Source organism: Streptomyces sp. NPDC034049 (genome assembly GCF_055575575.1).
In genome coordinates this window covers 274,947-298,331 of the sequence record NZ_JBVISJ010000011.1, presented here as the reverse complement: position 1 = coordinate 298,331, position 23,385 = coordinate 274,947, and the positions used below count along the sequence as shown (strand labels likewise).

The 23,385-nt window shown below is 70.3% G+C and carries 23 protein-coding genes, 1 pseudogene and 1 riboswitch; of the genes and pseudogenes, 19 read left to right on the top strand and 5 right to left on the bottom strand.

Annotated features, from left to right (window positions below; genetic code table 11):
* The 3 genes and pseudogenes from ACZ52C_RS29565 to gcvT form a co-directional block, all read right to left on the bottom strand.
* Nucleotides 1–137: pseudogene (locus ACZ52C_RS29565) on the bottom strand (serine hydroxymethyltransferase); the annotation flags it as partial.
* 29 nt (nucleotides 138–166) lie between these two features.
* Nucleotides 167–544, bottom strand: coding sequence for a glycine cleavage system protein GcvH (gcvH, locus tag ACZ52C_RS29560; RefSeq protein ID WP_045562486.1), 378 nt, complete (start codon nucleotides 542–544; stop codon nucleotides 167–169).
* Between the two features lie 119 nt (nucleotides 545–663).
* Complete coding sequence (gene gcvT / locus ACZ52C_RS29555; RefSeq protein WP_469077597.1) at nucleotides 664–1,785, bottom strand: glycine cleavage system aminomethyltransferase GcvT; 1,122 nt, start codon at nucleotides 1,783–1,785, stop codon at nucleotides 664–666.
* A gap of 168 nt (nucleotides 1,786–1,953) precedes the next feature.
* Nucleotides 1,954–2,052: riboswitch (glycine riboswitch) on the bottom strand.
* Nucleotides 2,053–2,264: 212 nt separating this feature from the next.
* Between gcvT and ACZ52C_RS29550 the strand changes: the two genes are divergently transcribed.
* The 10 genes from ACZ52C_RS29550 (at nucleotide 2,265) to ACZ52C_RS29505 (ending at nucleotide 12,884) form a co-directional block, all read left to right on the top strand.
* On the top strand, nucleotides 2,265–2,942 hold the full coding sequence (locus ACZ52C_RS29550; RefSeq protein WP_469077608.1) for an AAA family ATPase: 678 nt from the start codon (nucleotides 2,265–2,267) through the stop codon (nucleotides 2,940–2,942).
* Nucleotides 2,943–3,015: 73 nt separating this feature from the next.
* The gene (locus ACZ52C_RS29545; protein ID WP_469077596.1) at nucleotides 3,016–3,792 is read left to right on the top strand and encodes an enhanced serine sensitivity protein SseB; all 777 of its coding nucleotides are present in this window, start codon (nucleotides 3,016–3,018) and stop codon (nucleotides 3,790–3,792) included.
* Nucleotides 3,793–4,006: 214 nt separating this feature from the next.
* Nucleotides 4,007–4,756, top strand: a complete 750-nt coding sequence (locus ACZ52C_RS29540) for an enhanced serine sensitivity protein SseB C-terminal domain-containing protein (RefSeq protein WP_469077607.1) — start codon at nucleotides 4,007–4,009, stop codon at nucleotides 4,754–4,756.
* Nucleotides 4,757–5,073: 317 nt separating this feature from the next.
* Nucleotides 5,074–6,072 carry an ABC transporter permease gene (locus ACZ52C_RS29535; RefSeq protein WP_469077595.1) on the top strand — a complete coding sequence of 333 codons (999 nt, stop codon included), beginning with the start codon at nucleotides 5,074–5,076 and terminating at the stop codon, nucleotides 6,070–6,072.
* Nucleotides 6,073–6,128: 56 nt separating this feature from the next.
* Entirely contained in the window at nucleotides 6,129–7,883 is a 1,755-nt protein-coding gene (locus ACZ52C_RS29530) for an ABC transporter substrate-binding protein (protein ID WP_469077594.1), read from the top strand.
* Nucleotides 7,884–7,952: 69 nt separating this feature from the next.
* Nucleotides 7,953–8,960, top strand: coding sequence for an ABC transporter permease (locus ACZ52C_RS29525; RefSeq protein WP_469077593.1), 1,008 nt, complete (start codon nucleotides 7,953–7,955; stop codon nucleotides 8,958–8,960).
* Entirely contained in the window at nucleotides 8,957–10,051 is a 1,095-nt protein-coding gene (locus ACZ52C_RS29520) for an ABC transporter ATP-binding protein (RefSeq protein WP_275455977.1), read from the top strand. Before ACZ52C_RS29525 ends, ACZ52C_RS29520 begins: the two co-directional genes overlap by 4 nt.
* Nucleotides 10,048–11,274 (top strand): ABC transporter ATP-binding protein, encoded by a 1,227-nt coding sequence (locus ACZ52C_RS29515; RefSeq protein ID WP_469077592.1) that lies wholly within the window; start codon nucleotides 10,048–10,050, stop codon nucleotides 11,272–11,274. Before ACZ52C_RS29520 ends, ACZ52C_RS29515 begins: the two co-directional genes overlap by 4 nt.
* A gap of 62 nt (nucleotides 11,275–11,336) precedes the next feature.
* A complete protein-coding gene (locus tag ACZ52C_RS29510; protein WP_469077591.1) occupies nucleotides 11,337–11,972 on the top strand; it encodes a trimeric intracellular cation channel family protein in 636 nt (211 codons plus the stop codon).
* Between the two features lie 57 nt (nucleotides 11,973–12,029).
* Nucleotides 12,030–12,884: a thioesterase family protein gene (locus tag ACZ52C_RS29505; protein WP_469077590.1), complete on the top strand. Its 855-nt coding sequence runs from the start codon at nucleotides 12,030–12,032 to the stop codon at nucleotides 12,882–12,884.
* A gap of 72 nt (nucleotides 12,885–12,956) precedes the next feature.
* Here the strand turns inward: ACZ52C_RS29505 and ACZ52C_RS29500 are convergent, their stop codons facing one another.
* Nucleotides 12,957–13,583: a TetR family transcriptional regulator gene (locus ACZ52C_RS29500; RefSeq protein ID WP_469077589.1), complete on the bottom strand. Its 627-nt coding sequence runs from the start codon at nucleotides 13,581–13,583 to the stop codon at nucleotides 12,957–12,959.
* A 118-nt stretch (nucleotides 13,584–13,701) separates the two neighbouring features.
* Here ACZ52C_RS29500 and ACZ52C_RS29495 point away from each other — a divergent pair, with 118 nt between their 5' ends.
* The 3 genes from ACZ52C_RS29495 (at nucleotide 13,702) to ACZ52C_RS29485 (ending at nucleotide 15,429) form a co-directional block, all read left to right on the top strand.
* Nucleotides 13,702–13,866 carry a hypothetical protein gene (locus ACZ52C_RS29495; RefSeq protein ID WP_045562475.1) on the top strand — a complete coding sequence of 55 codons (165 nt, stop codon included), beginning with the start codon at nucleotides 13,702–13,704 and terminating at the stop codon, nucleotides 13,864–13,866.
* Between the two features lie 38 nt (nucleotides 13,867–13,904).
* Nucleotides 13,905–14,189: a hypothetical protein gene (locus ACZ52C_RS29490; RefSeq protein WP_045562474.1), complete on the top strand. Its 285-nt coding sequence runs from the start codon at nucleotides 13,905–13,907 to the stop codon at nucleotides 14,187–14,189.
* A 70-nt stretch (nucleotides 14,190–14,259) separates the two neighbouring features.
* The gene (locus ACZ52C_RS29485) at nucleotides 14,260–15,429 is read left to right on the top strand and encodes a cysteine desulfurase family protein (protein ID WP_469077588.1); all 1,170 of its coding nucleotides are present in this window, start codon (nucleotides 14,260–14,262) and stop codon (nucleotides 15,427–15,429) included.
* Between the two features lie 211 nt (nucleotides 15,430–15,640).
* On the opposite strand, the gene ACZ52C_RS29480 is transcribed toward ACZ52C_RS29485, so the two are convergent.
* Nucleotides 15,641–16,336: an N-acetylmuramoyl-L-alanine amidase gene (locus ACZ52C_RS29480; RefSeq protein ID WP_469077587.1), complete on the bottom strand. Its 696-nt coding sequence runs from the start codon at nucleotides 16,334–16,336 to the stop codon at nucleotides 15,641–15,643.
* 60 nt (nucleotides 16,337–16,396) lie between these two features.
* Between ACZ52C_RS29480 and mnmA the strand changes: the two genes are divergently transcribed.
* From mnmA to ligA, 6 genes are all read left to right on the top strand, one after another.
* Complete coding sequence (mnmA, locus tag ACZ52C_RS29475) at nucleotides 16,397–17,527, top strand: tRNA 2-thiouridine(34) synthase MnmA (protein WP_469077586.1); 1,131 nt, start codon at nucleotides 16,397–16,399, stop codon at nucleotides 17,525–17,527.
* A 263-nt stretch (nucleotides 17,528–17,790) separates the two neighbouring features.
* The gene (locus ACZ52C_RS29470; protein ID WP_469077606.1) at nucleotides 17,791–18,561 is read left to right on the top strand and encodes a class I SAM-dependent methyltransferase; all 771 of its coding nucleotides are present in this window, start codon (nucleotides 17,791–17,793) and stop codon (nucleotides 18,559–18,561) included.
* A 23-nt stretch (nucleotides 18,562–18,584) separates the two neighbouring features.
* Entirely contained in the window at nucleotides 18,585–19,124 is a 540-nt protein-coding gene (locus ACZ52C_RS29465) for an LOG family protein (protein WP_469077585.1), read from the top strand.
* A 40-nt stretch (nucleotides 19,125–19,164) separates the two neighbouring features.
* Nucleotides 19,165–19,854, top strand: coding sequence for an SDR family oxidoreductase (locus tag ACZ52C_RS29460; protein ID WP_469077584.1), 690 nt, complete (start codon nucleotides 19,165–19,167; stop codon nucleotides 19,852–19,854).
* Between the two features lie 182 nt (nucleotides 19,855–20,036).
* Nucleotides 20,037–21,053 carry a methionine synthase gene (locus tag ACZ52C_RS29455; RefSeq protein ID WP_469077583.1) on the top strand — a complete coding sequence of 339 codons (1,017 nt, stop codon included), beginning with the start codon at nucleotides 20,037–20,039 and terminating at the stop codon, nucleotides 21,051–21,053.
* Nucleotides 21,054–21,067: 14 nt separating this feature from the next.
* The gene (ligA, locus tag ACZ52C_RS29450; RefSeq protein ID WP_469077605.1) at nucleotides 21,068–23,287 is read left to right on the top strand and encodes an NAD-dependent DNA ligase LigA; all 2,220 of its coding nucleotides are present in this window, start codon (nucleotides 21,068–21,070) and stop codon (nucleotides 23,285–23,287) included.
* Nucleotides 23,288–23,385 lie beyond the last annotated feature (98 nt).

Here is a 23,385-nt window from a genome sequence, read left to right as displayed (position 1 = left end):
GCCTCCATGACCGCCACCGGAGCGAAGTTCTCCGAGGCGATCATCTCCAGGGTGGACTGCTGGCGGTGCAGCTCGGCGTCGACGGCGGCGGCGACGTCCGGGTCCAGCTCGTGCAGGGGCGTGTTCAGAAGCGACATGCGTACGACCTCAGTGCTTTCGAGTCTTCTCAGCCGGCGGTGTGGGCGACGTACTCGTCGGCGGAGAGCAGATCGTCCGGCTCCTCCGCGACGCGTACCTTGAACAGCCACCCGCCCTCGAACGGGGCGGTGTTCACCAGCGACGGGTCGCTCACCACGTCCTCGTTGATCTCGGTGATCTCACCGGAGACCGGCGAGTACAGGTCGCTGACCGACTTCGTGGACTCCAGTTCGCCGCAGGTCTCGCCCGCGGTCACCGTGGAGCCCACCTCGGGGAGCTGGGCGTAGACGACATCGCCGAGCGCGTTCGCCGCGAACTCCGTGATGCCGACCGTCGAGACGCCGTCCTCGGCGACCGACAGCCACTCGTGCTCCTTGCTGTAGCGCAGCTGCTGGGGGTTGCTCATGGCCTGAATTCTCCTGTACGCGAGGGAGTGGTGATGAATGGGGGACTGCTGAAACCGCTGTTGAGCAGCGCGAATGTGCCCAGTGTCACGCTCGGGGCGGGCGACCTCGCGCCCAGTGTCTACTTCTGCCGCTTGTAGAACGGCAGCGCCACGACCTCGTACGGCTCGTGGCTGCCCCGGATGTCCACGGCGACCCCGGGGGTCCCCGGCGCGGCGTACATGGCGTCGACGTAGGCCATCGCGATCGGCCGGCCCAGCGTGGGAGAGGGGGCGCCGGAGGTGACCTCGCCGACCACCTTGCCCTCGGCGACCACGGGGTACCCGGCGCGGGGGACACGGCGGCCCTCGGCGATCAGGCCGACGAGGACGGGCGGCTCGTGGTGGGCGTTCTCGGCGGCCTCGCGCAGGGCCCCGCGGCCAACGAAGTCGCCCTTGTCGTACTTCACCACCCGCCCGAGGCCCGCGTCGTAGGGGGTCAGCGCCGTGGAGAGCTCGTGCCCGTACAGCGGCATGCCCGCCTCCAGACGGAGGGTGTCCCGGCAGGACAGTCCGCAGGGCACCAGGCCGACGCCCTCGCCCGCCTTGGTCAGCGCCTGCCACAGCTCGACCGCGTGCTCCGGCTTCACGAACAGCTCGAAGCCGTCCTCGCCGGTGTACCCGGTGCGGGCGATCAGTGCGGGAACCCCGGCGACCGTGCCCGGCAGCCCCGCGTAGTACTTCAGGCCGTCGAGGTCGGCGTCGGTGAGGGAGCCCAGGATCCCGGGCGACTCGGGGCCCTGCACGGCCAGCAGCGCGTAGGCGTCCCGGTCGTCGCGCACCTCGGCGTCGAATCCGGCGGACCGCTCCACCAGCGCGTCCAGCACCACCTGGGCGTTGGAGGCGTTGGCGACGACCAGGTACTCGGTGTCCGCGAGCCGGTAGACGATCAGGTCGTCGAGGATGCCGCCGTCCTCGCGGCAGATCATGGTGTAGCGGGCACGGCCGGGCTTCACGCCGCCGAGGTCGCCGACGAGTGCGTGGTCCAGCAGCGCGGCGGCCTGCGGGCCGGTGACGGTGATCTCGCCCATGTGGGAGAGGTCGAAGAGGCCGGCCCTCGTGCGGACGGCGATGTGCTCGTCCCGCTCGGAGCCGTAGCGCAGGGGCATGTCCCAGCCCGCGAAGTCGGTCATCGTCGCGCCGAGCGAGCGATGCAGGGCATCGAGCGCGGTACGGCGCGGTCCGGTGGTGGGGCTGCTGCTCATCGGTTTCTGCTCCCAGGGAATGACAGATGACAGGTGAGGAAAGTCCTCCCCATCTGTCATCGGAACCTGAGAGGTTCACCACGACCGTACGTACCGGTGGTCGTGACTTGCACCGTGGGTGGAGCCGCCCCCGTGGAAGAGGAGGTGCGGCCCGCTTTTCAGATGTGCCTCGCCCACGCGGTATCTGGGCCTGAGAGATTCAAGGGAGGGACTTGCTCCTTCGGCGCCCCAGCGATCCACTGCTGGGAGCTCTCCCGCGCGGGTTCAAGCGGCCGGTATGCAGTTGGCGGCCACATCATTGCACGCATCGACGCGGGGCGGCAGGGGGACCTTTCACAGGTGGGGGTCGCCCGAGCACAGACAGACACAGCGGTCCGTAGCACTCTTGTGGCCATATGAGGACTGAACCAGGAGGGATCGGGCATTACCTTTTCTTTACGGTCTGTGGGGATGGGATCTCCATACCCCTGGGGAGGACGATCACGGTGAACAGGACCACGGCGTACGCGACGACGTCGGGCATCGCGATGCCCAAGCAGCCCGTCGCACCGGTCGGCGCGGCGTGCGGCCCGTTCCCGAGGGCGGTCGTCCGCGACCTCCGGGCGCGTTCCGGGCGCAGTCCCCACGAGCTCTCCTTCGGGCCGGACGACCTGGTGGTGGTCACCGGGTTGCCCGGCAGCGGCAAGTCGACCCTGATGCGGCGGGCCGTCCCCGGCGTCCGCATCGACTCCCAGGACACCCGCGACCGCTTCGACGCCCGCTTCGCCCGGCAGCTGCCGTACGCCGTCTACCGGCCCTTCGTGCGCCTCGCGCACTACGCCGCGCTGCGACGCGCCCTCCGCTCGGGGGAGGGCGTCGTCGTGCACGACTGCGGGGCGCAGGCGTGGGTGCGCAACTGGCTCGCGCGCGAGGCGCGCCGCCGTGGCGGCACGCTGCACCTGCTGCTGCTCGACGTCACCCCCGGTGAGGCCCGGCACGGACAGCGCGAGCGGGGACGGGGCGTCTCCCGGTACGCCTTCGCACGGCACCGGGGGGCCATGACCCGGCTGCTGCGGGCCGTGGAGGAGGGGCGGCTGCCCCAGGGGTGCGGGGCCGCGGTGCTCATCGACCGGGACGCCGCCGACGTCCTGAAGCGGATCGACTTCCCGCGCTCCTGAAGGGCGCGCCCGCACCCCGAAGCAATTAAGGTGCAGGGACAACAGCATCACGGAGCAAAGCGGTAGGCAGCAGATGGACTTCCCGGCGGACTTTCCGGCACAGGCGTATCCCCATGGGCACGGCGGATGGCCCGGCAACGAGCTGGAGGAGGTGCTGTCCGCCTCGCTCGGTGTGCCCCAGGCCGGGGCACGGATCGTGGAGGTGCTGGCCCGCAGCTTCGTCTGGGTGCCGCTGCCGGAGGGCGGCGGCCCGCAGAGCGGTCAGCTCGACCTGCCGACGATGGAGTTCGACGGGCAGGCGTACGTGCCGGTCTTCAGCTCCGAGGAGCAGTTCCGCCAGGTCGTCGGCAACCACATGTCGTACACGATCGCCCCGGCCGTCGAGTTCGCGCGGGGCCTGCCCCCGCAGATCGGGCTCGCCCTCAACCCCGACGGCGTCGTGGGCATCCCGCTGCCGCCGCCCGCCGTGGCCGAGCTGTGCCGGGCCGGGCGGACCCCGCTGGACGGATCGGCGAGCGGCGCCCGCGTCCGTCTCCACGAACCGGACTGGCAGGACGACCCGGTGGACTTCCTGGCCGCGGCCTCCGCCGAGTTCGCCGGAACCGGAGTCGTCCTCTCCGCCCGCCGCTGCCTCGCCACCATCGAGACCGCCGACCCCGTCATGTTCATCGGGGTCGAACTGGCCTCCTGGGAGGCCGACCGCTCCCTCCCCCTCGCCGCCCTCGGCCGGGCCCTCACCAAGGCACCCGTCCCCTGGCCGGTCAACATGGTCTTCCTGGACGTGGCCCAGGACCCGGTCGGCGACTGGCTCCGCGAAAAGGTACGGCCCTTCTACCAACAGGGGTACTGACCGGCGCCCCGTCAGGGGCGCGGGCTGTGTCCATAAGCGGGTCCGCCGCGTGGGCGCGATCAACCACACACGACCCGTAGTCCGCAGATCACCGCACCCCCCGAGTCCTGACCGGCTCAACCAGCGCACCACCTAAGCTGTCTCCTATAACCAGGGTCCAACACGAAGGACGGCCAACGTGAGCGGCAGCATCGCCACCGGGCAGGTCGAGCACATGCTGCGGCAGGTGACGCCCGGGCGTTACGACGCCTACGAGGCGCTGCTGCGTGCCCTCGCCACCCCGTCCTCCGGCCAGATCTGGATGCTGCTCTGGCACGGCCAGGCCGGCTCCCCGGACGCCCAGTACGGGAACATGGAGGTCGACGGGTTCAACTACGCCCCGTGCGTGACCTCCGCCCAGGAGCTCTCCGCCAGTGGCTGGAACCGCAGTTACGAGGTGGTCGACGGCCTCGACGTGGCCCGCACCCTCTACCCCGACCACTACGGCCTCTGGCTCAACCCGCACGCGCCGGGCGGCGGCGTCGGCGTCCCCTGGCTCGACCTGCGCCGTATCGCCACCGGCCTGGAGCGGCAGCCCGCGGGCCCGCTCAGGCTCTCCGAGCCGGCCATCGAGATCCCGCAGTTCTACGCCCTGCTGACGCAGAACGCCCACCGCACGCCCGCCGTGCGCTCCCTGCGCCGCGCCTGGGTGCAGCCCGCGCTTGGCGCGCCGTACCTCGCCATCGGCCTCGACGTGTACGACACCTCGCCGCCGGCCGTCGACTCGGTGCGGGCGATGATGCAGCAGTCCATCGGCGCGGTCCCCGACGGTCTGCCCGTCTCCACCGTCGCCATGTCCGACGAGTACGACCCGGTCGCCATGTGGCTGCGCGCGGGCGCCCGCCCCTTCTACGACCGCGAGGCCCACGCGGCGCCCGCCCAGGCACCGGCGGCGGGCGGATACGGCTACCCGAGCGGGTACTGAGCCGGGTGAGCGTGGTTTCCACCGCTCAACAGAGCGTGACGTCCGCATAGCGGAACCCTGCTGGCCACATCACGGTTGCGCATACATTCGCCGCCAAGTCTGGTGCCTGATCGCGCGACCGTTGAAGACTCCCCCAGAGCAGTGGGGGGATCCGGCGAACACGCTGTTCATGCGGTGAAGTTCGGTGCCGTACCTCCCTCTCGTACCCAGCAGTAGTCACAGAGCAAGAGAGCAGTAGTGGTGACGGACCGCACCGCAGACCCGGGCGGCCGCCAGGCACAGTCGGCAACCACCGGCACGGGCAAGCACGAGGGACGATGACCGCACCCATTGAGACGACCGGATCGCAGGCCGAGGCACAGCCCGAGGCCGTGCTGGTAGGCGTCGAGGCCAAGAAGATCGAGGGCCGTTCACTCGGCCAGATCGCCTGGACCCGCTTCAAGCGCGACAGGGTGGCGGTCGCCGGCGGCATCATCGTCGTCCTGCTGATCCTGATCGCGGCCCTCTCCCGGCCGCTCCAGGCGCTGCTGGGGCTCGACCCCAACGCGTTCAACCAGGACCTGATCGACCCCAACACCTCCCTGCCCAAGGGTGACTTCGGCGGGATGAGCTGGGACCACCCGCTCGGTGTCGAGCCGAAGTTCGGCCGCGACATCCTCGCCCGCATCCTGGAGGGCTCCTGGGTCTCCCTGGTGGTGGCCTTCGGCGCGACGCTGCTGTCGAACGCCATCGGCGTGGTGCTCGGACTGGTCGCCGGCTACTACGGCGGCCGGGTCGACACGGTGGTGAGCCGGCTGATGGACACCTTCCTCGCGTTCCCGCTGCTGCTGTTCGCCATCGCCATCTCGGCGACGCTCCAGGGCGGCGCCTTCGGCCTCGAAGGACTGCCGCTGCACATCTCGGTGCTGATCTTCGTCATCGGCTTCTTCAACTGGCCGTACATGGGACGCATCGTGCGCGGTCAGACCCTGGCGCTGCGCGAGCGGGAGTTCATCGACGCCTCGCGCGGCATGGGAGCGGGCGGCCCGTACGTCCTGTTCAAGGAGCTGCTGCCCAACCTCGTCGCGCCGATCATCGTCTACTCCACCCTGCTCATCCCGACCAACATCATCTTCGAGGCGTCGCTCAGCTTCCTCGGGGTCGGGATCCAGCCGCCGCAGGCCTCCTGGGGCGGCATGCTCAACCAGGCGGTCGACTTCTTCGAGGTCGACCCGCAGTACATGATCGTTCCCGGCCTCGCGATCTTCATCACGGTGCTGGCCTTCAACCTCCTCGGTGACGGCCTCCGGGACGCCCTCGACCCCCGCAGCCGCTGACGTCTGCGGACGTCGTCCCACACAACTGTCCAACTACGAAGGGGAAACCGACCATCATGCGAAGGTCAGCAATGGCCGCTGTCGCGGTTGTGAGCAGCGCCGGCCTGCTCCTGTCCGCCTGCAGCAAGGCGGAAGACGGTACGGACACCCCCAAGGGCGCCGGCGCCAACGCCGCGACCAAGGGTGTCGTCAACGAGTCCACCCACAAGGGCGGCACGGTCACGTACGCCAGCTCCGACGCACCGGAGTCGCTCGACCCGGGCAACATGTACTACGCGTACGGCTTCAACTTCAGCCGCCTCTACGCGCGTCCGCTGATGACGTTCAAGCCCGGCCCGGGCGAGAAGGGCAACGAGCTGGTCCCGGACCTCGCCGAGAGCGCGGGCACGCCCAGCGACGGCGGCAAGACCTGGACGTACAAGATCCGCCAGGGCGTCAAGTTCGAGGACGGCACCCCGGTCACGTCCAAGGACGTCAAGTACGCCGTGGAGCGCTCGAACTTCGCGCGTGACGTGCTCTCGCTGGGCCCGAACTACTTCCAGCAGATGCTGAACGACCCCAAGAAGTACAAGGGTCCCTACGCGGACAAGAGCGACAAGGGCATCTCCTCCATAGAGACGCCGGACGATCACACGATCGTCTTCAAGCTGAACAAGGCGTTCTCGGAGTTCGACTACCTGGCGAGCATGCCGCAGACGGCCCCGGTGCCGAAGGCCAAGGACACCGGCGTCGACTACACCAAGAAGGTCGTCTCCACCGGCTCGTACAAGTTCCAGAAGTACGACGAGGGCAAGCAGATCGTCCTGGTCCGCAACCCCGAGTGGGACGCCAAGACGGACCCGCTGCGCAAGCAGTACCCGGACAAGATCGTGGTGAACCTGAAGGTCAACAAGGCCACCATCGACAAGGACGTCATGTCCGGCGACACCATGATCGACATCCAGGGCACCGGTGTCGACGCCCAGACCCAGGCCCAGGTCCTCAAGGACGCGGACCAGAAGGCCAACACGGACAACGCGTCCGGCGGCCGTCTCGTCTACACGGCGATCAACACCAAGGTCGCGCCGTTCGACAACGTCGACTGCCGCAAGGCCGTCGAGTACGCGATCGACAAGGTCGCCGTGCAGACCGCCATGGGTGGCCCGATCCGCGGTGACATCGCCTCCACGGTGCTGCCCCCGGACGTCACGGGCTACGAGAAGGCCGACGCGTACGCCACCCCGGACAGCAAGGGTGACGTCGCCAAGGCCAAGGAGAGCCTGAAGGCCTGCGGCAAGGAGGGCGGCTTCAAGACCTCCATCTCCGCCCGCACCGACCGTCAGGGCGAGGTCGACGCGGCCACCGCGGTCGTCGAGGCGCTGAAGAAGGTCGGCATCCAGGCCGACATCAAGCAGTACCCGTCGGGCAAGTACTTCTCCGACTACGCGGGTGTGCCGGCGTTCAACAAGAAGAACGACATCGGCCTGATCATGATGCAGTGGGGTTCCGACTGGCCCACCGGCTACGGCTTCCTGCAGCAGATCGTGCACGGCAAGGCCATCGGTCAGTCCGGCAACACCAACCTGTCCGAGCTGAACGACCCCGCGATCAACAAGCTGCTCGACGACGCGATCGGCAACACCGACGAGGCCGCCCGCACCGCCGCGTACACCGAGGTCGACAAGAAGGTCATGGAGCAGGCCGCCATCGTGCCCCTGACCTACTTCAAGGTCCTGCTGTACCGCTCGCCGTACGCCACCAACCTGGTGTCGTCCTCGGCCTTCAGCGGTCAGTACGACTACCTCAACATCGGTACCACGGAAAAGAAGTAGCCCCGGAAGGCAGGTGAAGGCATTGGCGCCCGCGGGTGAGCACACCCGCGGGCGCCGGCGCCGGTCCTCGTGATCTCGTACATCATCCGCCGGACGATCGCGGCGGTGATCCTGCTGCTCGTCGTCACCGCGGTCACCTTCGGCATCTTCTTCATTCTGCCGAAGCTCGCCGGGCAGACAGTCGACCAGCTGGCACAGCAGTACATCGGCAAGAACCCCTCGCCCGAGGACATCGCGGCGGTCAAGCGGAACCTGGGTCTGGACCAGCCGGTCTACGAGCAGTACTGGAACTTCCTCAAGGGGATCGTCTCCGGTGCCACGTACGACCTCGGACCCACCACGGTCCGCTGCGACGCGCCCTGCTTCGGCTACTCCTTCAAGGACCATCTGGAGGTCTGGCCGCAGCTCACCAGCCGGCTCCCCGTGACGATCTCGCTCGCGTCCGGTGCCGCGGTGCTGTGGCTGCTGGGCGGTATCGCGGCCGGTGTCATCTCGGCCCTCAAGCCCGGGTCGATCTTCGACAGGGCCGCGATGGGCGTGGCGCTCGCCGGCGTCTCCCTGCCCATGTTCTTCACCGGTCAGCTCGCCCTGCTGCTGTTCAGCTACCAGCTGGAGATCTTCGGCAGGACCTATGTCCCCTTCACCGAGAACCCCTCGCAGTGGGCCAACACCCTCTTCCTGCCGTGGTGTTCGCTGGCACTCCTCTATTCGGCCATCTACGCCCGGCTCACCCGCTCGGGCATGCTGGAGACGATGAACGAGGACTACATCCGCACCGCGCGGGCCAAGGGCCTGCACGAGCGCAAGGTGGTCGTCAAGCACGGCCTGCGCGCCGCGCTGACCCCGCTGGTGACGGTCTTCGGCATGGACCTCGGCCTGCTCCTCGGCGGCGCCCTGATCACCGAGACCGTGTTCTCCCTGCACGGCATCGGTGAGTACGCGGTCCAGTCGATCAGCGCCAACGACCTGCCCCCGATCCTCGGGGTGACCCTGCTCGCGGCGTTCTTCGTCGTCTTCATGAACCTTGTGGTGGACCTGCTGTACGCCACGATCGACCCGCGGGTGAGGCTCTCGTGACCGAACTGTCCAAGACCGGGGCCGCCGTCGGCGAGCCCGCACGCGCGGGGGACGCCCCCGAGGCGTTCCTCGAAGTGCGCGACCTCAAGGTGCACTTCCCCACCGACGACGGCGTGGTCAAGTCCGTCGACGGTCTCTCCTTCCAGCTGGAGAAGGGCAAGACCCTCGGCATCGTGGGCGAGTCCGGCTCCGGCAAGTCGGTCACCTCGCTGGCGATCATGGGCCTGCACCGGCTCGGCGCCCGCGGCAAGAACGTCCGGATGTCCGGCGAGATCTGGCTCGACGGCAAGGAACTCGTCGGGGCGAGCCCCGACGAGGTGCGCCGGCTGCGCGGCCGCGACATGGCGATGATCTTCCAGGACCCGCTGTCCGCGATGCACCCGTACTACAAGGTCGGCAGCCAGATCGTCGAGGCGTACCGGGTCCACCACGACGTCAGCAAGAAGGTCGCCCGCAAGCGCGCGATCGAACTTCTCGACCGCGTCGGCATCCCGGAGCCCCACAAGCGGGTCGACGGCTACCCGCACGAGTTCTCCGGCGGTATGCGCCAGCGCGCCATGATCGCCATGGCCCTGGTCAACAACCCCGAACTGCTGATCGCCGACGAGCCCACGACCGCGCTCGACGTGACCGTGCAGGCACAGATCCTGGACCTGATCCGGGACCTGCAGAAGGAGTTCGGCTCCGCGGTCATCATCATCACGCACGACCTCGGCGTGGTCGCCGAGATCGCCGACGACATCCTCGTGATGTACGGCGGGCGCTGTGTGGAGCGCGGCCCGGTCGACGACATCTTCCACCAGCCGCAGCACCCCTACACCTGGGGCCTGCTCGGCTCGATGCCGCGCATCGACCGCGCCCAGACCGACCGGCTCATCCCGGTCAAGGGCCAGCCGCCGAGCCTCATCAACGTCCCCTCGGGCTGCGCCTTCAACCCGCGCTGCCCCTACGCGGACGTCCCCAAGGACAACATCACCCGCACCGAGCGCCCCGAGCTGCGCGAGGTCGGCGGCCGGCACTTCACCGCCTGCCACCTGTCGCAGGAGGACCGTACGCGGATCTGGACCGAAGAGATTGCGCCGAAGCTGTGAGCGAGACTGAGACCCGGGCCGCCGTGCCGGCCCCGCGCGCCGACGCCGACGAGAAACCGCTGCTCAGGGTCGAGGGCCTGGTCAAGCACTTCCCCATCAAGAAGGGCCTGCTCCAGCGGCAGGTCGGGGCGGTCAAGGCCGTCGACGGCATCGACTTCGAGGTCCGCCGCGGCGAGACCCTCGGTGTCGTGGGCGAGTCCGGCTGCGGCAAGTCGACCATGGGCCGGCTCATCACCCGCCTCCTCGAACCCTCCGGTGGGAAGGTCGAGTTCGACGGTACGGACATCACGCACCTGAAGACCGCCGGGATGCGCCCGCTGCGCCGCGACATCCAGATGATCTTCCAGGACCCGTACGGTTCGCTGAACCCCCGGCACACCATCGGCACCATCGTCTCGGCGCCCTTCAAGCTCCAGGGCGTGGAGCCCGAGGGCGGGGTGAAGAAGGAGGTCCAGCGCCTCCTGGAGCTGGTGGGCCTGAGCCCCGAGCACTACAACCGCTACCCGCACGAATTCTCCGGCGGCCAGCGCCAGCGCATCGGCATCGCCCGCGCGCTCGCCCTCAAGCCCCGGATGGTCGTCGCGGACGAGCCGGTCTCCGCGCTCGACGTGTCCATCCAGGCCCAGGTCGTCAACCTGATGGACGACCTCCAGGACGAGCTCGGTCTGACGTACGTGATCATCGCGCACGACCTCTCCGTCGTCCGCCATGTCTCCGACCGCATCGCGGTGATGTACCTCGGCAAGATCGTCGAACTCGCCGACCGGGACTCGCTGTACGCGGCGCCGATGCACCCGTACACCAAGGCGCTGCTGTCGGCCGTGCCGATCCCGGACCCGTCGCGCCGGGGCGCCAAGAGCGAGCGCATCCTGCTCAAGGGCGATGTGCCCTCGCCGATCGCGCCGCCGAGCGGCTGCCGCTTCCACACCCGCTGCTGGAAGGCCACCCAGGTCTGCAAGACCACCGAGCCGCCGCTCGCCGAGCTGAAGCCGGGCCAGCGGGTCGCCTGCCACCACCCGGAGAACTTCGAGGACCAGCAGCCGCAGGACGTCGTCCTGCTCACGGCCGCGAAGGAGGCGGGCGAGCTGGTACCGGACACGGTGAAGAAGCCGGAGGAGCCGGAGGTGCCTGAGGCCCCTGCGGCGCCGGAGGCCCCCGAGAAGCCCGAAGCGCCCGTAGCGCCCAAGGAGCCCGAGGGCCCCGAGAAGCCCGGGAAAGACTGACGTCAGACGGTGTGCGCCTTGCATTGCAAGGCGCACGCTTGTTTGCAGGGCAGAATGTACGGGTGTCCCCCTACCCGCTCGACCTGATCGGCATCTTCGTCTTCGCCATCTCCGGCGCGCTCCTGGCCGTCCGCAAGAACTTCGACATCTTCGGCATCGCCGTCCTCGCCGAGGTCACCGCGCTCGGCGGCGGGCTGTTCCGGGACCTGGTCATCGGTGCCGTACCGCCGGCCGCCTTCACCGACCTCGGCTACTTCCTCACCCCGCTGCTCGCCGCCCTCCTCGTCTTCTTCCTCCATCCGCACGTGGAGCGCATCCAGGCCGGGGTGAACGTCTTCGACGCCGCCGGCCTCGGCCTCTTCTGCGTCGCGGGCACGACCAAGGCGTACGACTACGGGCTCGGCCTGACCGCCTCCGCCACTCTCGGCCTCGCCACAGCGGTCGGCGGCGGTGTGCTGCGTGACGTCCTCGCCAACGAGGTGCCCTCGCTGCTGCGCTGGGACCGCGACCTGTACGCCGTGCCCGCGATGGTCGGCGCCGGGCTGGTCGTGCTCTGCATCAGCCAGGACGCCCTGACCCCCGTCACCTCGGCCCTCGCCGCGGTCACCGCCTTCGTCCTGCGACTGCTGGCGATGCGCTGCCACTGGCGGGCGCCGCGCGCGTGGAACAGGCGGTCCGCGGCCGTCGAGGAGGCGTGAGAGCGGACCCCAGGCATAAAGCTACCGCTTAGTAATGACCTGTTGTACGGTTCATCCATGCCCGAAGCAGCTTCCGTACAGGCCACCGTCGGCGACAGCGAGTTCGACCGGGACACCGCGCTCACCCGGCGGGCCCCCGGCGTCTACGACATCGACCTCTCCGCCGGCTGGACGATCATCGGTGCCGTCAACGGCGGCTATCTGCTGGCCGTCCTCGGCCGCGCCCTCGCCGACGCGCTCCCGCACGACGACCCGTTCACGATCTCCGCGTACTACCTGACCGCGTCCCAGCCCGGCCCGGCGGTCGTCCGCACGGACGTCGTCCGCACCGGCCGGACCCTCTCGACCGGCCAGGCCTCCCTCTTCCAGTACGACGACGAGGGCCGCGAGATCGAGCGGATCCGAGTCCTCGCCTCCTACGGCGACCTGGACTCCCTCCCGGACGACGTCCGGACGACGGCGCAGCCGCCCGCGATGCCGCCGATCGAGGAGTGCTTCGGCCCGCAGGACGCGCCCGGCCCCGTCCCCGGCGGCTCCGCCATCGCCGACCGGCTGTTCCTGAAGCTCGACCCCGCGACGCTCGGCTGGGCCCTCGGCGCCCCCTCCGGCAAGGGTGAGATGCGGTCCTGGTTCGGGCTCGCCGACGGGCGTGACGCCGACCCGTTCTCCCTGCTCCTCGCGGTGGACGCGCTGCCGCCGACCGCCTTCGAGATGGGCCTGAAGGGCTGGGTCCCGACGGTCGAGCTGACCGTGCACATCCGGTGCCGCCCGGCGCCGGGGCCGCTCCGCGTCGCCATCACCACCCGCAATCTCGCCGGGGGTTTCCTGGAGGAGGACGCCGAGGTCTGGGACAGCGCAGACCGCCTGGTCGCCCAGTCACGCCAGCTGGCCAGGGCCAGGCTGTCCGACTGACCGGCGGAGCGGCGACAGGGAGGGCGCGCCCGAGTGCATCGGGCTCGCCCTCCCTGTCGTGCGCGCGATGGATCAGTCCAGCCAGTGGCGGCAGCCGATGCTGATCAGCCGCATCCGGCGGCCCGCCAGCCGGGTCACCCGCAGGCGTTCCTCCTCCGGCTCGTCCTGGGCCGCCAGGAACAGCGAGGCGGTCACCAGCATCTGATCGACGTACAGACCCGCGAGCATCAGCCGGTCGTCGTCGGTCCATCCCGCCGTCTCCGGCCGCTTGGCCAGCTCGCCGCGGACCTCCTCGGTGAACCGGGTGAGCTGCCCCTGGATGGCGTCCCGCACCGGCTGGACCCCGCTGTGCCGTTCGCGTGCGATGAACCGGACGTGCGCGGGGTACCCGTCGACGTGGCGGGCGATCAGATCCACGGCGCGCTCGATGAGTTCGTCACTGTCGCCCACCGCCGACATCAGATCCCCGAGCACCGGGTGCAGACTGCCGAGCGCCTCCTCGACCAGCGCGACGCCGAGGTCCGCGGTCGACCGGAAGTGCCGGTAGAACGCGGTGGGGGCGACCCCCACGGCCCGGGTGACCTCGCGAAGTCCGAGGCTGCTGAGGCTCTGCTCCTCCAGCAGGGCGAGGGCGGCGTCCATGAGCGCCCGCCGCGTCTTCTGCTTCTGCACCTGCCGGACGCCGAAAGTGTGACTCATGCCATGCAGTTAACAACTGTTCTCCGTAATTGCAAAGCCGGGCGGCGCGCTAGACTTGAGAGTCAGTGAACAACTGTTACTACAACCGTTCACCCAACTGTCACGGAGGCATTCCACGATGTTGTTCCTCGTCGCCGCACTTCTGCTGCTGGGTGTCGTCCTGGGCACCGTGGCCCATGTGCCGCCGGCCGTCTCGACGGTCCTGGCCGTCGGTATCGCGCTCTGGCTGGCGATCTTCGCGTACCGCGAGCGCCACGCCCGCCGCGGTCACCGCACGCACTGACCGTCCGTCACCGCCAACCCGTTGGGAGCAGACCGACCATGCAGCTCACCGCCCCGCGCCAGCAGACCGGAACGACCACCGCCCGCCCCCGAGGCCGTGACGCCGACGGCATGGCCGTCGCCTCCTTCGTCCTCGGCCTCCTGGGCCTCCTCGTGCTCAACCTCTTCCTCGGCCCGATCGCGATCGTCCTCGCGGCGGTGGCCCTCAAGCGCGGCACGACCCGACGGGGCCGCGCCTTCCTGGGCCTCGGCCTGGGCGTCGCCGACCTGATCGTCCTGGCCACCCTGATGCAGACGACGAACACGGTGTCCTGGAGCGTCTGAGGCCGGAAAACCCCGGCTCACCGGAGCACCCCGAGGTCGCCCGGACCCGGCCCCGTAGAATCGGCTCACCATGGCTTACCTCGACCACGCGGCGACCACCCCGATGCTCCCCGAGGCGGCAGAGGCCCTGACCGCCCAGCTGAGCGTCACCGGCAACGCCTCCTCGCTGCACGCCTCCGGCCGCCGAGCGCGGCGCACCGTCGAGGAGGCCCGCGAGACCCTCGCCGCAGCCCTCGGAGCCCGCCCCAGCGAGGTGGTGTTCACCTCCGGCGGCACGGAGGCCGACAACCTCGCCGTGAAGGGGCTGTACTGGTCCCGCCGCGACGCCGACCCGGCCCGCACCCGGGTCCTCGCCAGCCCCGTCGAGCACCACGCGGTCCTCGACGCCGTCCACTGGCTCGGCGAACACGAGGGCGCCACCGTCGAGTACCTCCCGGTGGACGCGTACGGCAGGGTCCACCCCGAAGCCCTCCGTGAGGCCGTCGCCCGCAACCCCGACGATGTCGCCCTGGCCACCGTGATGTGGGCCAACAACGAGATCGGCACGATCATGCCGGTCCGCGAACTCGCCGACGTGGCAGCGGAGTTCGACGTCCCCCTGCACGCCGACGCGGTGCAGGCCTTCGGACAGGTTCCGGTCGACTTCGACGCCTCCGGGCTCGCCGCGATGACCGTCTCCGGCCACAAGATCGGCGGCCCGTACGGCATCGGCGCGCTGCTGCTGGGCCGCGAGTACAGCCCCGTGCCCGTGCTGCACGGCGGCGGCCAGGAGCGCCATGTCCGCTCCGGCACCCTCGACGTCCCGGCCGTGGCCTCCTTCGCGGTCGCCGGCCGGCTCGCCGCCGAGCAGCACGAGTGGTTCGCCCGGGAGATCGGCGCCCTGCGCGACGCCCTGATCGAGGCGGTGCGTACGGCGGTGCCGGACGCCGTCCTCGGCGGTGACCCGTCCCCGGCGGGGCGCCTCGCGGCCAACGCGCACTTCACGTTCCCCGGTTGCGAGGGCGACTCGCTGCTGCTGCTGCTCGACGCCCAGGGCATCGAGTGCTCCACGGGTTCCGCCTGCACGGCCGGTGTCGCCCAGCCCAGCCATGTCCTCCTCGCCACCGGCACCCACCCGGACCTCGCGCGCGGCACCCTCCGCTTCTCCTTCGGCCACACCTCCACGGAGGCGGACGTCGAGGCGGTCGCGAAGGCGATCGGCCCGGCGGTGGAACGCGCCCGCACCGCGGGCCTGAGCTGAGAGCGCCGCCCGGCAGCCGAGTCGACGGCGGGGCGGCGGTCACCGAGTCCGCCGATGCGTGACCCCACCGCCGTCCTGGAGCCCCCGCCGACGCCGGCTCTCTCTCACCTCAGGTCCGGGTACGCGCCGGTCCGATGCCCGTCACGTGATCGACGGTCCGTGGTGGCGCCGTCCCCGGCCTCTCGCGCCCCTGTGGCCCGGCTGTCGAGGGTCAGGCGGGAGTCGACGTCCCGGTCTTCGCCGCCGCCCGCACCAGCTTCATGTAGCGGTCCCAGTCCCAGCCCTCGCCGGGATCCGTGTGGTCCGTGCCGGGGACCTCGACATGGCCGAGGATGTGCTCGCGGTCGAGCGGGATGTCGTACCGCGCGCAGATCCGGGCCGTCAGCCGCGCCGAGGCCTCGTACATCGCGTCGGTGAAGTCCTCGGGCTTCTCGACGAAACCCTCGTGCTCGATGCCGACGCTGCGCTCGTTGTAGTCGCGGTTGCCCGCGTGGTACGCCACGTCCAACTCGCGGATCATCTGCGTGACATGGCCGTCCCTGCGGACGATGTAGTGCGCCGCCGCGCCGTGCTCCGGGTCCTGGAAGACCTTCACCGCGCTGTCGAAGCTGCCCTGGGTGACATGGATGATCACCATGTCTATCCCGAAGTCGTCCGGCCGGTCCGCCAGCCGCCAGTTCGCGTCGGACGCCGCGACCCACTTCGCGCCCGTGTAGTCGACCTCGCCCTCCTTGCGCGGCTTCGTGACCCCCGGCACCCGCCACCACGCGCGCGTCAGCTCGTCCCGCGCCACCACGGCCGTGCCGACGGCGGCCACGGCCGTGCCGATGAGCAGCGCCCGGCGCCCCACGCGCCGGCCCGCGTCGCCACCGCCGGAGCCGTTCTTCGAAGCCTTTCTCGTTCCCACGAGAGCGTCAACGGATACTCGCGGGTTCCGGTTCCCGGCGACCCGTACCCTGGAAGGGTTATGACTGAGATCTCGCAGCAGACCCGCCCCCTCCGTGTCCTCGCCGCCATGTCCGGCGGGGTCGACTCCGCCGTGGCCGCCGCCCGAGCGGCGGAAGCCGGGCACGACGTGACGGGCGTCCATCTGGCGCTGTCCGCGAACCCGCAGTCGTTCCGGACCGGCGCGCGCGGCTGCTGCACGATCGAGGACTCCCGGGACGCCCGCCGCGCCGCGGACGTCATCGGCATCCCCTTCTACGTCTGGGACCTCGCCGAGCGCTTCCGCGAGGACGTCGTCGAGGACTTCATCGCCGAGTACGAGGCCGGACGCACCCCGAACCCCTGCCTGCGCTGCAACGAGAAGATCAAGTTCGCGGCCCTGCTCGACAAGGCGCTCGCCCTGGGCTTCGACGCGGTCTGCACGGGCCACTACGCCCAGGTGATCGTGGGCGAGGACGGCACCCGGGAGCTGCACCGGGCCTCCGACATGGCCAAGGACCAGTCGTACGTCCTCGGCGTCCTGGACGACCGGCAGCTCGCCCACGCGATGTTCCCGCTGGGGGACACGGTGACGACGAAGGACGAGATCCGCGCGGAGGCCGAGCGCAGGGGGCTGGCCGTCGCGAAGAAGCCCGACTCCCACGACATCTGCTTCATCGCCGACGGCGACACCCAGGGCTTCCTGGCGAGCCGCCTCGGCAAGGCCGAGGGCGACATCGTCGACGAGTCCGGAACCGTCCTCGGCACCCACGAGGGCGCCTACGGCTACACCATCGGCCAGCGCAAGGGCCTGCGCATCGGCACGCCCGCCCCCGACGGCAAGCCGCGCTACGTCCTCGACATCTCGCCGGTGGACAACACGGTGACGGTCGGTCCGGCCGCCGCCCTCGACGTCGACGCCCTGACCGCGATCAAGCCCCGCTGGTGCGGCGCGGCCCCCACCGGCCCCGGCACCTACACGGCCCAGCTGCGCGCCCACGGCGGCGAGACCGAGGTCCACGCGGAACTGGTGGACGACACCCTCCAGGTCCGCTTCACCGAGCCGGTCCGGGGCGTCGCCCCCGGCCAGGCGATCGTCCTGTACGACGGCACGCGCGTCGTCGGCTCCGCGACGATCGCCTCCACCACGCGCGCGAAGGCCGGCGTGGCGTAGGTCCACCGGCCACGATCGTCTCTCCCCGGGTAGCCGTCCGCGCGTGCGCGGCGCAGGCTGCTTGGTGGGCTCCCCGAGCCCGGCGGAAGGCCCTGACGGGCCGCAGGGGGACGGAGGAGGCCGAGATGCCAGCCATGGACCCACCCGAAAGGCCCGGCGTACCACCGGGGCGCGCCGACATACCGCCCGAGCAGCCCGGAGGGCCGTCCGGTGGACAGGGGGCCGGGAGGGAGACCGGCGCCGCTTTCCGCAATCGGCGGAGTCTGTCCCATCGGGTGCGGTACGCGTTGCGGCACCCCCGGCGGGTGCCCGCGCACGCTCACCGCGTGGCCCGGGACACCTGGCTGCGGCTGAAGCACCGCGACCACATCGCCTACTACCGGGCGGTCATGGCCGCCGACACCGCGCGCAGCCCGGAGGCCGCCGTCGGGCACAACCCGTCGGCCGAGAAGTGGGAACGCATGGGCCGGATGCAGTTCGACTACCTCCTGCGGCACGGCCTGGAGCCACGGCACCGGATGCTGGAGATCGGCTGCGGGAACCTGCGGGCCGGGCGGCTGTTCATCGACCACCTCGACACCGGCAACTACTACGGCATCGACATCTCGCCCGCCATCCTCATGGAGGCCCAGCGCACCCTCGCCCGCGAGGGCCTGCAGGCCAAGCTCCCGCATCTGGCGCTCGTCGCCGACCTCACCTTCTCCTTCCTGCCCGCCGGGTACTTCGACGTCGTCCACGCGCACAGCGTGTTCTCCCACTCGCCGCCGCACGTCATCGAGCAGTGCCTCGCCCACGTCGGCCGTGTCCTCGCCCCCGGCGGCTTCTTCGACTTCACCTTCGGCCGCACCGAGGGCCCCGAACACCAGGTACTGCACGAGGACTTCTACTACCGGACCGAGACCCTCGTCGAACTCGCCCGCGAACACGGTCTGTCCGCCCGCCTCATGGACGACTGGGAGGACCTGCCGCACCGCCAGTCGAAGATCCGCGCGACGGTGGCGGAGGTACCCGGCGGACGAGCGGACCCGATGTAGGTGCCGCCCCCTAACGTGGACCCATGAACATCTGTGTCTTCCTCTCCGCCGCCGACCTCGCCGACCGTTACACCCGCCCCGCGAAGGAGTTCGCCAAGCTGATCGGCAAGGGCGGGCACACCCTGGTGTGGGGAGGTTCGGACGTCGGGCTGATGAAGGTCGTCGCCGACGGGGTGCAGGAGGCGGGCGGCAGACTGCTGGGCGTCTCCGTCGAGTTCCTCGCGGCGAAGACGCGGCCGGGCACGGACGAGATGGTGGTCGCGCGGGACCTCGCCGAGCGCAAGCGGCTGCTCCTGGAGAAGGCCGACGCGGTCGTCATCATGGTCGGCGGCACCGGCACGCTCGACGAGGCGACGGAGATCCTGGAGCTGAAGAAGCACGGCCACACGGAGATGCCGGTGGTCCTGCTGAACACAGCCGGCTTCTACGACGGGCTGAAGGAACAGTTCCGGCGCATGGAGGACGAGGGCTTCCTGCCCCGCCCCCTGACCGACCTGGTCTTCTTCGCGGAGGAGCCGGTGGGCGCGATGGCGTACCTGGAGGAGAGCCGGGGCGTCGCCTGAGCCGTTTTCCGTCCCGCTCCCGTGATGCGAGCATGACCGCATGGCTACTCATGTGATCACCGGGGCGGGTTCCGGCATCGGCGCGGCCGTCGCCCGACGGCTGCACGAGCGCGGCGACGACCTCGTGCTGCACGCGCGCGACGCGGGGCGGGCGAAGGAACTGGCGGCCGAGTTCTCGGGGGCGCGGACCCTGGTCGGCGATCTCGCGGACCCGGACAAGCTGTCCTGGGCCTTCTCCCACCAGACGCTGCCCGACCGGGTGGACTCGCTGCTGCACATCGCGGGCGTGGTGGACCTCGGCGCGGTCGGCGAACTGACGCCGAAGTCGTGGCGGCACCAGCTCAACGTCAACCTCGTCTCTCCCGCCGAGCTGACCCGGCACTTCCTGCCCCAACTGCGCGCCGCGCGGGGCCATGTGGTGTTCGTCAACTCCGGCGCGGGCCTCAACGCGCACGCGGACTGGTCCGCCTACGCGGCCTCCAAGCACGGGCTCAAGGCCCTCGCCGATTCCCTGCGCTGGGAGGAGCACGGCAACGGGGTCCGGGTGACCACGGTCTACCCGGGGCGCACGGCCAGTCCCATGCAGGCGAAGGTGCACCAGCAGGAGGGCAAGGAGTACGACGCCTCGCGCTGGATCGCGCCGGAGTCGGTCGCCACGACGATCCTCATGGCGCTGGACCTGCCGCGGGACGCGGAGGTGAACGACCTGACGGTCCGGCCGGGCGCCTGAGGGGTCTGCCGAACGGGGTGCGTTGTCGGGTGCGGCTCCGGTGGGGCTTCTCGCGCTGTTCCCCGCGCCCCTGAAAGGCGGGGCGCAGCCCCTGCTTTTCGGGGGCGCGGGGAACTGCGCGACCAGCCCCCACTCACCCGCACCCGACTACGCGCCCCCAGCGGAGCCGTACGCTTCAAGGCGTGAGTGAAGACTTCAGTTTCGGCCCTGCCACCGGCGTCGGGTCCCTGCCGGGCGGCGACGCCCGCGAAGCCGCCAAGAGCGTCACCGGCACCTTCGAGTGGCCGGAGACAGGCATGGCCCACCTCCCCGAACTCCCCGCCAGAGGCCCCGGCGCCGACATGATCGGCAGAACCGCGGGCCTGCTGGTCGAGCTGTACGCCCGCGTCGAGCCCAGCGGCTGGCGCATCGGCGACCGCCCCGGCCGGGACACCAAGCGGGCCAGGTCGTGGCTCGGCGAGGACCTGGACGCGCTGGAGGAGTTCACCCAGGGGTACGAGGGCCCGCTGAAGGTCCAGGCCGTCGGCCCCTGGACCCTCGCGACCGCGCTGGAGCTGAAGAACGGCGAGGCCGTCCTCTCCGACCCCGGCGCCTGCCGCGACCTCGCCGGCTCGCTCGCCGAGGGCCTGCGCCAGCACCTCGCCGAGGTCCAGCGGCGCGTCCCGGGCGCCACGATCGTGCTCCAGCTGGACGAGCCGTCCCTGATCGCCGTCCTGCGCGGCCAGGTCAAGAGCGCCAGCGGCTACCGCACCCACCGCGCCGTGGACCGCCAGCTCGTCGAGGCCACCCTCAGGGACGTCATCGGCGTGCACGCGGAGCAGGGGGCGGTCGTCGTGCACTCCTGCGCCCCCGACGTACCTTTCGCGCTCCTGCGCCGCGCCGGTGCCACCGGTATCTCGTTCGACTTCACCTTGCTCACTGAGCGTGACGACGACATGATCGGGGAAGCGGTCGAAGGGGGCACGAAGCTGCTCGTCGGTGTCGTGCCGACGACGGAGGGGGCGTTGTCGGACCCTGCCGGTAGCGTCATGGGGGTCAGGACGCTGTGGCGCAGGCTGGGGCTGCATCCGGGGCTGCTCGCGGAGGCGGTCACGGTCACGCCGACGTGCGGGCTCGCGGGGGTCTCCCCGGCGTACGCACGGCGGGCGCTCGCCCACTGCGTCAAGGCGGCGAGATCCCTCGCGGACAACCCAGAGTGACGGAGGACAACACGGTGGCCGGCGACAAGGACGCACAGCCCACATCGGTACCCGCCGAGGCAGCGGTGCCCGCCGAGGCCCGCGAGCAGCACGCGCGGCTCGCCGAACAGATCGAGGAGCACCGCTTCCGGTACTACGTGAAGGACGACCCGATCGTCAGCGACGCGGAGTTCGACGAACTCCTGCGCACGCTGGAGGCGTTGGAGGACGAGTACAGCGAGCTGCGCACGCCGGACTCGCCGACGCAGAAGGTGGCCGTCGAGTACGAGACCGACCTCGCCGAGGTGGAGCACCGCGAGCGCATGCTCTCCCTCGACAACGTCTTCGACGACGAGGGCCTCGCCGCCTGGGCCGAGCGCGTCGCCAAGGACGTCGGCACCTCCGACTACCACCTGCTGTGCGAGCTCAAGATCGACGGCCTCGCGGTCAACCTGACGTACGAGGACGGCAGGCTCACCCGTGCCGCCACCCGGGGCACCGGGCGGACCGGCGAGGACATCACGCCCAACGTCATGACCATCGCCGAGATCCCGCACCGGCTGAAGGGCGACCGCCTCCCGCGGCTCGTCGAGATCCGGGGCGAGGTCTACTTCCCGATGGAGGCCTTCCAGGGTCTCAACGAACGCCGGGTGGCGGCCGGTGAGAAGCCGTACGCCAACCCCCGCAACTCCGCCTCGGGTTCACTGCGCCAGAAGGACCCCAAGGTCACCGCCACCCTGCCGCTGCACATGGTCGTCCACGGCATCGGCGCCCTGGAGGGCTTCGACGGCGGCTTCACCCGCCTCTCCGAGGCCTACGACCTCCTCAGGTCCTGGGGCCTGCCCACCGCCGAGCACAACCGGGTGGTCGACGACCTCGACGGCGTACGGGAGTTCATCGCCTACTACGGCGAGCACCGCCACTCCGTGGCGCACGAGATCGACGGCGCCGTCGTCAAGCTCGACGAGATCCGGCTGCAGGGCCGTCTCGGGTCGACGGCCCGCGCACCCCGCTGGGCGATCGCCTACAAGTACGCGCCGGAAGAGGTCAACACCAAGCTCATCGACATCAAGGTGGGCGTCGGACGCACCGGCCGTGTGACCCCGTACGCCCAGGTCGAGCCGGTCACGGTGGCCGGCTCGGAGGTCGAGTTCGCGACCCTGCACAACCAGGAGGTCGTGAAGGCGAAGGACGTCCTCATCGGCGACACGGTCGTCATCCGCAAGGCCGGTGACGTCATCCCCGAGATCCTCGGGCCGGTCGTGGCGCTGCGCAAGAAGAACGAGACCCACCCGTTCGTGATGCCGACCGAGTGCCCGGAGTGCGGCGAGCCGCTGGCGCCGGCCAAGGAGGGCGACATCGACGTGCGGTGCCTCAACTCCCGCAGCTGCCCGGCCCAGTTGCGTGAGCGTCTCTTCTACCTCGCCGGCCGCAAGTGCCTCGACATCGAGCACTTCGGCTACGTCGCCGCCGCCGCGCTCACCAAGCCGCTGGAGCCGTCCGAGCCGCCGCTGCTCGACGAGGGCGACCTGTTCGACCTCACCATCGAGCAGTTGCTGCCCATCAAGGCGTACGTCCTCGACCAGGACAGCGGTCTGCCCAAGCGGGACCCGGAGACCGGCGAGGAGAAGCACGCCATGGTCTTCGCCAACAAGGAGGGCGGGCCCAAGAAGAACGCGGTCGCGATGCTGGAGAACATCCAGGCGGCCAAGAACCGGCCGCTCGCCCGCATTCTCACCGGTCTGTCGATCCGGCACGTCGGCCCGGTGGCCGCCGAGGCGCTGGCACGCGAGTTCCGCTCCATCGACGCCATCAGGGAGGCGAGCGAGGAGCAGCTCGCCGCCACCGACGGTGTCGGCTCGATCATCGCCGCTTCCCTGAAGGAGTGGTTCGCGGTGGAGTGGCACCAGGAGATCCTGCGCAAGTGGAAGGCCGCAGGCGTCCGTCTGGAGGACGAGCGCTCCGGCGAGGACGAAGGCCCCAGGCCCCTCGAAGGGCTGACGGTCGTGGTGACCGGGACACTCGAACACCACACCCGGGACGGCGCCAAGGAGGCGCTGCAGAGCCGGGGCGCCAAGGTCACCGGATCGGTGTCGAAGAAGACCTCCTTCGCCGTGGTCGGTGAGAATCCGGGCTCCAAGTTCGACAAGGCGATGCAGCTGAAGGTCCCCGTCCTCAACGAGGACGGCTTCGCCGTCCTGCTCGAACAAGGGCCGGACGCGGCCGCGGAAGTCGCGCTCCCGATCGAGGAGTAGGGGTTGAAGGCCACCCGTTCGGCGCATACCAGATGCATACGGGTGGCCGGTCGCATTCGGGCAACCGACACCGACCGCTGCCCGTGGAAGCCTTGTGC

Coding starts and splice junctions, on each gene's coding strand:
- gcvH (WP_045562486.1), bottom strand. CDS start 544: ATGAGCAACCCCCAGCAGCTGCGCTACAGCAAGGAGCACGAGTGGCTG.
- gcvT (WP_469077597.1), bottom strand. CDS start 1,785: ATGAGCAGCAGCCCCACCACCGGACCGCGCCGTACCGCGCTCGATGCC.
- ACZ52C_RS29545 (WP_469077596.1), top strand. CDS start 3,016: ATGGACTTCCCGGCGGACTTTCCGGCACAGGCGTATCCCCATGGGCAC.
- ACZ52C_RS29540 (WP_469077607.1), top strand. CDS start 4,007: ATGCTGCGGCAGGTGACGCCCGGGCGTTACGACGCCTACGAGGCGCTG.
- ACZ52C_RS29535 (WP_469077595.1), top strand. CDS start 5,074: ATGACCGCACCCATTGAGACGACCGGATCGCAGGCCGAGGCACAGCCC.
- ACZ52C_RS29530 (WP_469077594.1), top strand. CDS start 6,129: ATGCGAAGGTCAGCAATGGCCGCTGTCGCGGTTGTGAGCAGCGCCGGC.
- ACZ52C_RS29505 (WP_469077590.1), top strand. CDS start 12,030: ATGCCCGAAGCAGCTTCCGTACAGGCCACCGTCGGCGACAGCGAGTTC.
- ACZ52C_RS29500 (WP_469077589.1), bottom strand. CDS start 13,583: ATGAGTCACACTTTCGGCGTCCGGCAGGTGCAGAAGCAGAAGACGCGG.
- ACZ52C_RS29495 (WP_045562475.1), top strand. CDS start 13,702: ATGTTGTTCCTCGTCGCCGCACTTCTGCTGCTGGGTGTCGTCCTGGGC.
- ACZ52C_RS29490 (WP_045562474.1), top strand. CDS start 13,905: ATGCAGCTCACCGCCCCGCGCCAGCAGACCGGAACGACCACCGCCCGC.
- ACZ52C_RS29485 (WP_469077588.1), top strand. CDS start 14,260: ATGGCTTACCTCGACCACGCGGCGACCACCCCGATGCTCCCCGAGGCG.
- mnmA (WP_469077586.1), top strand. CDS start 16,397: ATGACTGAGATCTCGCAGCAGACCCGCCCCCTCCGTGTCCTCGCCGCC.
- ACZ52C_RS29465 (WP_469077585.1), top strand. CDS start 18,585: ATGAACATCTGTGTCTTCCTCTCCGCCGCCGACCTCGCCGACCGTTAC.
- ACZ52C_RS29460 (WP_469077584.1), top strand. CDS start 19,165: ATGGCTACTCATGTGATCACCGGGGCGGGTTCCGGCATCGGCGCGGCC.